Source organism: bacterium (genome assembly GCA_029210545.1).
Taxonomy (GTDB): domain Bacteria; phylum BMS3Abin14; class BMS3Abin14; order BMS3Abin14; family BMS3Abin14; genus JARGFV01.
The window spans coordinates 22,468-34,007 of sequence record JARGFV010000017.1 but is presented as its reverse complement, the minus strand read 5'-3'; the positions used below and the strand labels follow the sequence as shown (position 1 = coordinate 34,007).

The window sequence follows — 11,540 nt, the reverse complement described above, 5'->3', positions numbered from 1 at the left end:
AAGCGTCGTTTTCCCTTTCCTTACAAATCAATGACTTACGGAGTGAGTCATTGATTTGGGCGCCCCGCGCGGGGCGCATTGATGACTTTTTGCAAAGTCATCAATCCTTAATCGCCCCGTCGCCCTGTCGGTGTATTATCCGTTTCGGTCCTGCTCTCCCCGTTGCGGCAGTGCCGCCGCACAGCTATTATGAAATATGGCGGGCGGGTACAAAGAGCTTGATGGGATCACTGCCGACCTCGGCCTCGAGGCGTGGGGGGAGACCCTTGAAGAGGCGTTTGTCCAGGCGGGCCTCGGGCTCGCCGCCGTCATGGCCGACCTCCCGACGGAAGATGACAAGGTCACACGGACCGTTCTCGTCCAGGCTCCATCGCCACAGGATCTCCTCATCAGGTTCCTCAACGAGATCATCTACCGGGAAGACACCGAAGGCTTTATTCCCGTAAACGTTCCGAGCCTCGAGATCGTGGGCGGCCGCCTCGAGGCCACCCTGACAGGCACGATCTACGACCCTTCCAGGCACATCATCAACACCCACGTCAAGGCGGCCACCTACCACGGGCTGGCTATCGAGGAGACACCCGGGGAGGTCCGGGTGAGGGTGATATTTGATGTATGAGATCGGTGAAATGTGAATAGTGAATCGTGAACGGTTTTGCGTTTCACGCTTCACGGTTCACCAGTTTCTGTTCACCGTTCATCGTTCACTGTTCACTTCAAGGAGGACATCCCATGTCCGACCAGATAACAATCAACAGGATCTCACCCTACCGCTGGGAGATCCCCAAAGGCTCCGTTCCCGGCATGAGGGTCCCGGGGTTCATCTATGCCGACGACCTCCTCATGAAGGATATCAGGAAGGACGCCAGCGCCCGCCAGGTCGCCAACGGAGCGACCCTGCCCGGCATCGTTCGCGCTTCCATGGCCATGCCGGACATGCATTTCGGATACGGCCTTCCCATCGGCGGCGTGGTGGCCACGGACATCAACGCCGGCGGCATCATCTCCCCCGGCGGCACGGGCTACGACATCAATTGCGGGGTCCGTCTCGCCGTGACGAACCTGTCGAAAGATGACCTGGCGCGAGCCGACAGGCTTAAAAAACTGGTGGACACCCTTTTCAATAAAGTCCCAACTGGCGTCGGGACCAGGGGTTCGATCCGGCTTGGCGGCAAGGAACTGGGAAAAGTCCTGACAAGGGGATCGCGGTGGGCCGTGGAAAACGGGATGGGAGAAGCTGCCGACCTCATCACTACGGAGGCCGGGGGGTGCCTGGAGGGCGCCGACCCGGATGCGGTGAGTGAGCGCGCGATCGAGCGGGGTATGCCCCAACAGGGGACCCTGGGCAGCGGCAACCATTTCATCGAGGTCCAGTACGTCGACGAGGTGTATGACGAAAACGCCGCTTCGGCATTCGGTGTCCACACAGGCCAGGTCACGGTCATGGTCCACTCCGGCTCCCGGGGCCTTGGCCACCAGGTGTGCACCGACTATCTCGAGGTCATGAACCGGGCGGTGCGCAAATACGGCATCGAACTTCCCGACCGGCAGCTCGCCTGCGCCCCCTTCCTCTCGCCTGAAGGGCAGGAGTACTGGAAAGCCATGAAGTGCGCCGCCAACTACGCCTGGGCCAACCGCCAGTGTCTCATGCACCAGGTCCGGGAGATTTTCATGGATTTTTTCCAGGTGGGGCCTTCGGAGCTGGGGTTCCGGCTGGTCTACGACGTGGCCCACAACATCGTCAAGCTGGAAAAACACGAGATCGGCGGCAGGGACCTCTCCCTTGCCGTCCACCGCAAGGGCGCCACACGGGCCTTCGGACCGGGTCACCCCGAGCTTCCCGATGCCTACCGTCCCCACGGACAGCCCGTGATCATCCCGGGGGACATGGGGACGGCCTCCTACCTGCTCATGGGAACCGCGGCAGCCATGTCCGAGACCTTCGGGAGTTCGTGCCACGGGGCAGGAAGGGTCCTTTCGAGAAAGGCCGCCACCAGGGCCGCCAGGGGGCGTGCCATCCACCGGGAACTGGAAGACAGGGGCATCTTCGCCAGGGCCGCGAGCAAACAGTCCCTCGCCGAGGAGATGCCGGAGGCCTACAAGGACGTGTCGGCGGTGGTGGAGGTAGTGCACGGGGCCGGGATCGCGGAGAAGGTGGCTAGAATGCGTCCCCTTTGTGTCATAAAGGGTTGACGCAAAGAGGACAGTCCAAAGACCAAAGTCCAAAGGCCAAAGAAAAACCGCAGGCACATGCCGCGGTTCTAAAGTAGTGGGCTTTGGTATTGTTACTTCACCTTGGGCTTTGGACTTTGGACTTTGCACTCACTTCCGCCAGGTACCTTCTTCTCACAAACAACAAAAGAACAGCCATCAGTGTCATTTCCACTGCCCCTGGAATGTAAGGATCCCCGGGCGGCGCTGTCGCTCCGCAGCAGCCTGCGCCATTTGATGAAATCGGTCTCACTTCAACAACAACATTCCCACTCTGGTCCAATCGCGTTCCATTGGACATGAGATAAACGCTGGTCACTCCCTCACTTTGTGCAACGAAATGCCCTGAAGAAGGATCAATATCGCCGATGGGTGGATTTTCCACAAACCATGTTCCACTGGTTCCCGTGTTATTTTCAAAATCCAATGTTTGACCAATATAAATCGTTGCTGAAAAAGGTTTGATCCCGGTTACCCGCCAGGTTCCCGTCCTGTAGGCCGATACCGCCCCCCCCGAATAGGTGATTGTGAAACTCACCATGCCGGGGCTGTAAGGCCTGACATACCAATTACCCGCTGAGTCGGTGTCCATTACGGCAATGCTGTTGCTGCTGCTGATAGCCTGAACAATATCGCCATAGAGCAGGCCGATCCTGTCTGTGTAGCTGTACAAAGGTGTGTCTGTCGAATAGATCGGTGCCAGTCCTGAAAAAGGATAGAAGGGAGCCAAAGACCCCGCCAGGTTGACCCGCCTCTCCCAGGCGATCTTTTCAGTCAACATTTCATCAAAGGTTCCACCAAGTTCAAGCCTGTTTTTTACCTGTTCCAGGGAAATGGTTGTATCAACCGCAGCGACAAGCGCCCCTACAGAAGCGACAATGGGAGCCGAAAAAGATGTCCCATTACCTGTTGCCCAACTACCCTGGCTGTTCAGTGTAGTAGAAGTGATATTTTGTCCTGGAGCCGCAACCTGCACAGAGTTACGTCCGAAATGTGTAAAACTCGTAAAATCACCCGAAGAATCGGTGGCGGCAACACCAATGACATTATTTAACATCGTGGAATACGACGAAGGATACAATGGAGTAACATCGTTGTCGTACCATGGAAATTGCTCATCATTACCGGCGGCCGCGTAAACCATCACACTAGCCGCCTCCGCCTCCTGGATAGCACTCCTCAATGTCGAGTCGTTGGACCTTAGACCCCAACTGAGGTTTATTCCTGCCACAGGATCCCCTCTGAGTTTCCTCTGGACCGAATAAACGATACCTTTAGCTATGCTGCTGGTGGTACCAGCTACCCTTAAAGGAAGAATCCGCAAATATTCACTGCCTATTCCCGCTATTCCTGTATCGTTCCACGCTGCTCCCACAATCCCGCAGATAAAGGTGCCGTGAGAATCTGCACCAGCGGGCTTGTTGTCTTCGGGGCTGGCGAGATAATCCCAACCGTTGTAGTCATCTTTCAACCCGTTGGCGTCGTCGTCGGACCCCGCCGTGGCCCCTATTTCGTCAGTGTTTGTGTACAGGAGACTGTTCAGAAGATCCGGATGTCCGGGAATATAACCCACGGCATTGTCCGTATAGGCGTATGCGGTATCACCGCACCCGCTATCCACAACGGCAACTATGCTCTGCAGGGTCGTACCGATGCCGGCCTCCAGGGATGAAAGGATCGCCCACCCTTCCGGGGCGTCGATATCCACGTCGATTGACCCCATGGAATCGGAAACCGGATTTGTGTTCAGATACCACTGGCTGGGATATTTTGGGTCTACGGGGGAAATCGTCCCCAAAGGAGTTACATAACGATCCGGCTCCGCAAAAAGGACATTGGGATTTTTTTTTAGACGATCGATAGCATCTTCAACTGAAAGCCCCGGCGGCAGGTTCAACACCTCTACGTCCACCAGGGGGAGCCGTTCCCGCTGCCGGGCTCCCATGGCATGAACGGCGCCACTTCTAAGGTCCCCCTGCAATCCGGGTCTGAACTTGACGAGGACACGGCCCGGGACGTAGTCGGGCCTGCCCTTCTCCGGTTTTCCCTCAAGGGTACCCGCCCCCCAAAAAAGGAACAGTCCAAGGGCGATCCCGGAAATTATGATACCTGTCCGGCTAACTCTCTTCACAAGACACCTGACCTACCGGAGGGCTTTCGCTTTATAGTCGGGCTCAGCATAATTCACCTCAGGATAAGCGCTGAAACTATCCACTTTCTCAGAAACTGTCTCATCGTCCCGGATATTTACGACAAACACACCGATCATCTCTATACGGTCTATGATTTCACAGTTCTCCAAATCCAGAATCTCGAAAATCCTGTCTTCGGACACGTTTTCGTGGAACTTGATCAGAACCTGACCCTCGACGTAAGCGGGCTCAGGGGGTTTACGTGACATGCCCCAAACGGGGCCTGCGATCGTGACAGCGATCATTAACACACAGAAAAATGTACAGCCTCTTCCTTTATTCAACATTTTTCTGTCTCCAGAAAAAAAAGGGGGCCGTCACCCTCGGCGCCCCCCAAACTCCCATGGTCATTATAACCATTCCGCGCAGGAAAAGGAAGGGAAGGAGAAGGACCGACGCGGAGACGGGGTGACGCGGCGATGCGGAGAAAGATCTTACCCCTTGTCTCCCCTTCCCCGCCTGCCCTGCCTGCCCTGCCTGCCCTGCCTGCCTTGAGCTCGTCGAAAGGAGTTTATCGAAGGGAGCTTGTCGAGGGATACCTCCGTGGTTAATGCTCTTCCGGGCTCTGAAGTGACACCACTCAGGTACGCATTAATCGGATGAACCGGAATTTGAATCCCTGTCATGTCATAGCTGAAAGCGAAGACGGATGGATTATGGAATCGCCGTCAGGATGTGACGGACGGCCTACCCACCGTCCCGCGCACCTTCAGCTGAACGCTGCCGTCGGCCCGTGGCCTTGCCCCCATGAGGGTCAGGAGAGGTGAGATCTTTTCCCTCATCCCGATACCGGGCCGGAGATCCACCACAAGGTCCAGCCGGGAAGACCCCGGCCTGGCGGGAACGAGCCTGATGGTCCCCCTCGCGCTGGCACCCAGATCGCCCTCGATGCTGTTCTCCCCGAGGGTCAGCAGGTTCTCCTCGAGGGAAAAAGCCGCCTTAAGGCCGGCAAGCTCAAACGGGGCCATACCGAATGCCTCGAGCAGCGGTCCCGTCAGGATAACCGAATCCGCTTTAACGGTCCCCCGGCCGTTCCATTTGCCGGAAGCAAGATCCGCGGTTTCGAAGGCGGCGCTGCCTTCCACGAAGCCATCGACCTGGACAGGCGACTGGAGAGCCCCGGAAACCCCCTGCAGATCGGCAACGAGGGACTTGACCGTGATACGGGCACCCGGACCGCCTGTCCGTATCGAAAGGCGCGCTGTCCCCAGGGGGCCTTTGAGCCTGATCCTGCCTCCCTTTTTCCCCGTCAGCAGCCCCACAAGGTCTGGTGAGACGAACGCGTCTCCCAGGAGGACACTTTCGCCGGACCAGGCTGTCTCCATCCCCTTCAGCTTGAGAGCCAGGGGGAAACCGAGGGAAGCCTCGTCAACCGAAACAGCCGAACCCGTCATTGTGCTCAACCTGCCGTTGACAATGCTCGTCAACCGCTCCGCGGGAAAGCCGTAGAGGAAGAAAAGTGAGGTGAAAACTGAAAAGATCGCAATGTATATGAGATAACGGTAAACGCCCTGGCGTTTCATCGGGCCTCCAGGGTGCTGACCATGACCGTGGCATCCAGCAGTGTCGGGTCATCGAAACGGGTCTTGATCCTCAGCCTGGAGGTGACAGCGGACTGCTTCCTGTTTTCCAACGCTTCGAGAAGGTCGACGAGCCCCTTCAGGTCGATCTTTTCGACCCGCATCTCGACGCTTGACTGCACCACACCCGATTCCAGCTCACTGGTGAACGGTTTCATGCTGGCTATCTTGTCGGCCAGGCCAAGCTTCTTCGCTTCCGACTCCATGAGGGCCAGAAGGGATCCGTCGGAACCGCCCGCAAGAGCCCTCTTTTCCAGGAGCTGCAAAGCGGACTCCAGTTCCCGGTACTGCACCGTGATCAATCTGAACCGGGCCATTTCGTCCTGCTTGCGCAGGGCCATGCTCTCGTATCGCCTCTGGCTGTCCACAAGGGGCTGGATGATGAACCCGTAAAGGATCGCCAGCCCGACAAACGCGGCGGCCCCTGCCACAAGCCATCTCTCCCGCGGGGATAATCGCCCGAGCAGGTCGGTCATCTTACCGGACCTCCATGACGAGGCGGAAGGTCACCTTGTTGAGATCGGCGCCGACCTGGGCGTTTTGCACCTGAACCTGGGCGAACATGGGATCCCCTTCGAGGCTGGATTTGATCTTGTCCACGGCGTCGAAGGAGGAAACGGACCCTTCCAACCTCAGCTTTCGGGAATCGTAGGACAGTTCGTCGAGCCTCAGGGCGACGTCAGGAGGCACAAGCGCACTCAGCCGGGACAGGGCCCCGAGGGCGCTTCCACCGGAAAGGCCTGCCAGGGTCTCCGTTCTCTTCTTGAGAAGTTCCAGTTTCTCGGTCGTTTGCGCGATCTCGTTCACCACCCTCGTGCCCGGGAAAAGCTCCGTAAACTCACTTTCCATTCGCGTCACGTACCCGTTGTACTCCTTTCTGGCGCTGTCGAGGCCGAGGACGAGGCTTCCAATTCCCAGCAGCAGAGCGAGGACAGCAATGGCCGCTGTCCGGATGATGGGGCCCTTGAGGTCCTGGAGGGGCCGGCTTTCAAGGAACTGCCCTTGTCTCAGGTCGAAGGGCAGCCCCCCCCTTGCCCCCACACCGCGAAGGGCCAACCCGAAAGCGGGCAGGTGATCCTGCAGGTCGCCGGCCACCACGGCAGGCTCTGAGACGATCCCCAGTTCCAGAGACCTGGCGATCCTCAAGGTGCCCTCTGCACTGAGCATGGGAGCCAGCGTATCCATGGGTCCCGCTCCCATCAGGCAAATCCTGTCACCGACTCTGGACAAGGGCCTGACAGCGTCAGCCAGAAGGGCGGCGTCGGGTTGGTCCCGTCCGGACAGATGGTAACGCCTGATACCTGCGGGAACGGAAGAACGCATCTCCACAACCACCGCATCGGTGTGGCCGCACCAGACGACGACACCTTCGTCGATCCCGGCCCGCAGAGAGGCGGCGATGATACCGACACCCGTTGTCTGGACCCCTCTGACCCCGGCATCGGGGCCCACCATCTCCAGGACACGCGAGATGGTATCGTTTTCCACGGCCAGGACGGTCACCGAGACGCCGTCACCTTCCTGAGGGCCATCCAGATAATCGGCGACGAAGGTCCCCGGGGGCAGGGGGATCTCCCCTTCCAGTTCAGAGTGAAGGACCTGCATGATCCGGTTCCGGTTCCTGAAAGGAAGTGTGAGGGATTTGCGGAACACCAGGGCATCAGGGATCCCGATCACCACACAGGACATCTCGTACCCTTCCACGCCCGCCTTTCGAATCCCGTTTTCCCATGACGTATGGGTATCCGGGCCTTCCGGTTCAAAGGACGCCATCCGGGACAGGGCGAGGCTGCGCGGCGTGGCCGTCAGTTCAGCAACCCTGACGGTACCGTCGGCCTCGAGGGATATGCCTGTGGATCTTCGTTCAAACATTTTAATTTCCAGTCATCCCTGGGGGATAAAGTTCCTGGTTAACGGATGACTGAAAATTAAAATGTGGATATGCTGGTTCCATTTATCCGGCCTTGTTCCTCAGTGAGACAGTTCGGTATCATCCGGATTCATGAAACCTGGATCCGTGTCCCATTTCTTCCGGTTAGAATGCCATCGACCTATGGAGACTCCACTTCGACTGAAGACTTCCAGTAAGCCAAATTGTAATTTTCACAAATCCTTTTGATAATGTGAACCAATTTCTCTTTGTGCCGGTTCACATTATCAAAAGGATTTGTAGTAAACAAGCTTGACCGCCTGACCTGTCCTTCTGAAGACGCCGAAGGCCTGGCTGGAAGCCGACGGCGTTTCACCGGTGATCCTGGCCGAAAAATGGGAGCTGGAAACGTCGACCAGGGAAGCGAGGGTCTCGCTGTAGAACTGATCCCCGGGAAAGCCGGGCACGTCCTTGATCTGGGCGGGGGAAGTGAACGGTTCGGTGTCCCTGGAGGCCACGATCTCCTCTGCCAGCTGCCGGTCTATCTCCGGAGCCAGCGCCATGAGGACTTCCACCGGGGCCGTATTGATGTTCACTTTCCGGTAGTCACCGGCCTTATCCCCGTAAACGGTGACAAACCGCAGAAGGGGCGGTACCTCACCCTCACCCTGGTACAGCAGGATCGGCCCGATCCCCTTGACCAGTGCCAGCTCGTCAACGGTCATCAAATAAGTGTCCGGGCAGCTGTACTCCGGGACCAGGGACCCGTAGTAGGAATCCTCCGCCCCGAAACCGGTCACGGTGCTGTCCTCATCCATCCAGTCCACGAGACTGTCAACGATCTCATCGGCCCTGGATTCTGTCAGGCCGATGATCATGAGAAGATCCAGGAGGCGGATCTCGGCCAGTTCGGTAAGCTCATCGGACATCCGATCCTTGTTGACAAGGTCCAGGACGTTCAGCTTCCCTTCCTCGTCGGTGACCTTTCCCACAGCCCAGCCCACATCCGCGATGGGAACTGCCCCCATGTCGTTGGCAGCCGCCCAGTCGTCATTGAAGGAGTCCACAGCTGTATCATCCTCTGCCAGCGCGGCGCTGACCATGGCCAACCCGGATCTTGCCAGGTAACCCGCCTGTGTCTCGTGCGCGGCACTGGCCGCGATCCCGGAGGCCAGGTCCACGCCGGACCGTGTCGCCAGGACCGCGACCGAAAGGAGGAAGACCGCCACGATGGCAAGGATCATGGCAATCCCCTCTTGCCTTTTGAATTCAGCCACCGGGTATTCAGTCACCATCATGCCCTCGACCTTTTTCGCATTTGTCTTTCTCTGTGACCTGGTTTATTGTAGTCAAGCTTTTTATTTATAGCACCTTGCCCGCCTCTGGTGATTCGAGGGTCTCAACGGAGCCCTTACCTTGCTTCATGCGGGCTAAGGTGCAAACGGGGCGCTAGCTTGCTCTGTGCGAAGGTCGACAACGTCGCCTTAATGGCACAAGACGGTAGTCACCCCGCTCACACGCTTGAGATTTTCTGTTATAGCAAGCTCCGTGGTGAATGCTCTTTACGCTCTGACGGCATACGCCTGAGATCGCTTCGCCTGGGCAGGTTCCTTTCACCCCCACCTCGGTCCTCCCCCCTCGGCAGTCACTTTCACCCCCACCTCTGATCCTCCCCCCTCGGCAGGGGGAGGAAGGGTAAGGAAGTAAGCCTACATGAGGGGAGGAAGAATATGGAAATTGACTATATTTGGGCTCGCGATGACAAGCTTTATCCCCCGACATTCAGCATTCCTACGCATTTCTCCGTGCCTCCGTGGTGAAAACCAGGCCTTTGCGCCGCTCGGCCGAAACTTGACAGGGTCGCAAAAAGTTCAGTCCGGGACTTTTCCTGGCTCATTGATGTTCTGGGGAAAGGGAAAAGCGCCGTTTTTCCCGTCCGTCAGGATTACTCCGGGAGGTAGGCAAGGACGAGGTAGCTTTCCTCCCGCCTCCCCTCGGACCAGCGGACGGTGAGTTGCACCTCCTTCAACCCGGCATACTCGGTGTCAACCACGACTCTTTCCCACCGGTACAGGCCGCCTTCATCCTGTCCCTCCCCGGATGCCAGGCCTTCGGTCCCGGAGCTGAAAACCTCCTCCATCTGTTCTCCAGCCAGCCTGACGGCTCCCAGCAGACGTTGGGAATGAAGAGCCCTGGACGAGTTGAGCCCATCGGTCTGGAGGAGCACCAGGAGCGACAGCCCCAGGATGGAAAGGGCCGCCAGGACCTCCAGGAGGGTGAAGCCGGATTCACCCCTTCTCCTCCGCGGCTGCGTGATCATCTAGAGCCCCGCAGCCAGTTCGAGGTAGCCTTCGTTGACAGTCACCCGTCCACCGAAAGGCGCGGGAATGACCGTGAGAACGCGCCCGCGGTCATCGGCCAGATGCACGAGGGACGGTTCGACCTGTCCCCGCGGGGAGATGTGGATCGAGCCCTCCCCCTCCCGGGTCTTGCCCCCGCTGCCGGTCACCACATCGGTCATATGTTTCTGACCCAGCACCGCGGGACGCAGCTCGTCATCCTTGATAAAGGTACCCTCCGGGCCGAAATAGGAAAGCTCGATACTGTTCTCTTCAAGGTCCAGGTCGACACGGTAATATCGACGAAGGGATACGGCACGGGAGCGGGCCAGCAGGAGTGCGTTGCCGATCTTGCGGGCGCTGCGGTAGATCCTGGTGCCGCCAACATCGGGCAGCCTGGGAAGGGTGATACCCACCACGAGAGCGACTACCGTGACCACGATCACGATCTCGAGAAGCGTAAAGCCGCCGGATGCCGCCCGCGACAAGTCGGCGTGACTGGCTGGTTTGTCGGAAGACATGTTATCCGGTTCCATTTTGTCGAAGGACAATCAACACCCGGAAGGCTGTATCGGGTTCTCCGGCAGGCCCCGGGCTGTCACTGGAGGTTCCAGGACTCGACGTCGGCGTTTCGATCGTCCCCGCCCTCGACGCCGTCCGCACCGAAGGAGATGATGTCGAAATCACTGTGCATACCGGGAGAAAGGAAGACATATTCGTTGCCCCAGGGATCAGCCGGGACTTTGCCCTTCTCGAGATACCCGCCTTCACGCCACTTCCCCGGGATGGGATCGGTGGTGGGTTCACGTACAAGAGCCTCCAGGCCCTGATCGGTCGTGGGGTAAAAACCGTTATCCAGGTAATAGGTCTTCAGGGCCGTCTCCATGTTGGCTATGGTCACCTCCGCCTTCAGGCGTTTCGCCTTTTCAGGCTCCCCAAGGAACCTGGGCGCGACGATGAACGCCAGGGTCGCCAGGATCACCATGACCACCATGAGCTCGATGAGGGTGAAGCCTTTTTGACCGCTATTTCTCAAATATTTCATACCGAATCTCCTGACAGTTAAAATCCGACATTCCAGATTCCAAATGTTAAAAAGCTGTAACGCAGAGGGCCGCCGTTCGACAGGCTCACAGCCCTGAGCAAACGTAAGTACGTCGAAGGGCAGATAGCGCCCTTTTCCCGGCGCTGCCGCAGGGGGCCGCAGCTAAAACCCTGGATCTTGGATGGTATTCATGAACCAGGTTAACTGCGGTTCTCTGCGGGTCGGGCAGCCTACCAGCGAGCCGCCCATCTGCGTTAAAGCTTTTATTGTTACTACAAAAGTTACGCTTTCCCCAAGGTTCAG

11 protein-coding genes are annotated in these 11,540 nt (G+C 58.0%); 3 read left to right on the top strand and 8 right to left on the bottom strand.

The features are described from left to right. Positions 1-196: 196 nt before the first annotated feature. Positions 197-619, top strand: a complete 423-nt coding sequence (locus P1S46_03345) for an archease (GenBank protein MDF1535523.1) — start codon at positions 197-199, stop codon at positions 617-619. Between the two features lie 113 nt (positions 620-732). Next, positions 733-2,193 carry an RtcB family protein gene (locus P1S46_03340; GenBank protein ID MDF1535522.1) on the top strand — a complete coding sequence of 487 codons (1,461 nt, stop codon included), beginning with the start codon at positions 733-735 and terminating at the stop codon, positions 2,191-2,193. Positions 2,194-2,290: 97 nt separating this feature from the next. Here P1S46_03340 and P1S46_03335 read toward each other — a convergent pair whose 3' ends face one another. Continuing rightward, complete coding sequence (locus tag P1S46_03335) at positions 2,291-4,111, bottom strand: S8 family serine peptidase (protein ID MDF1535521.1); 1,821 nt, start codon at positions 4,109-4,111, stop codon at positions 2,291-2,293. A 48-nt stretch (positions 4,112-4,159) separates the two neighbouring features. Between P1S46_03335 and P1S46_03330 the strand changes: the two genes are divergently transcribed. After that, entirely contained in the window at positions 4,160-4,609 is a 450-nt protein-coding gene (locus P1S46_03330) for a hypothetical protein (protein MDF1535520.1), read from the top strand. A gap of 462 nt (positions 4,610-5,071) precedes the next feature. Here P1S46_03330 and gspN read toward each other — a convergent pair whose 3' ends face one another. The 7 genes from gspN to gspG form a co-directional block, all read right to left on the bottom strand. Beyond that, entirely contained in the window at positions 5,072-5,926 is an 855-nt protein-coding gene (gene gspN, locus P1S46_03325) for a type II secretion system protein GspN (GenBank protein MDF1535519.1), read from the bottom strand. Further along, positions 5,923-6,459 carry a type II secretion system protein GspM gene (gene gspM, locus P1S46_03320; protein ID MDF1535518.1) on the bottom strand — a complete coding sequence of 179 codons (537 nt, stop codon included), beginning with the start codon at positions 6,457-6,459 and terminating at the stop codon, positions 5,923-5,925. Before gspM ends, gspN begins: the two co-directional genes overlap by 4 nt. A gap of 1 nt (position 6,460) precedes the next feature. Continuing rightward, on the bottom strand, positions 6,461-7,855 hold the full coding sequence (locus P1S46_03315; protein ID MDF1535517.1) for a GspL/Epsl periplasmic domain-containing protein: 1,395 nt from the start codon (positions 7,853-7,855) through the stop codon (positions 6,461-6,463). 285 nt (positions 7,856-8,140) lie between these two features. Then, positions 8,141-9,151 (bottom strand): type II secretion system minor pseudopilin GspK, encoded by a 1,011-nt coding sequence (gspK, locus tag P1S46_03310; GenBank protein ID MDF1535516.1) that lies wholly within the window; start codon positions 9,149-9,151, stop codon positions 8,141-8,143. 647 nt (positions 9,152-9,798) lie between these two features. Continuing rightward, on the bottom strand, positions 9,799-10,173 hold the full coding sequence (locus P1S46_03305; GenBank protein MDF1535515.1) for a prepilin-type N-terminal cleavage/methylation domain-containing protein: 375 nt from the start codon (positions 10,171-10,173) through the stop codon (positions 9,799-9,801). Then, entirely contained in the window at positions 10,174-10,743 is a 570-nt protein-coding gene (locus P1S46_03300; protein ID MDF1535514.1) for a prepilin-type N-terminal cleavage/methylation domain-containing protein, read from the bottom strand. 47 nt (positions 10,744-10,790) lie between these two features. Continuing rightward, positions 10,791-11,237, bottom strand: coding sequence for a type II secretion system major pseudopilin GspG (gene gspG / locus P1S46_03295; GenBank protein ID MDF1535513.1), 447 nt, complete (start codon positions 11,235-11,237; stop codon positions 10,791-10,793). Positions 11,238-11,540: the final 303 nt, after the last annotated feature.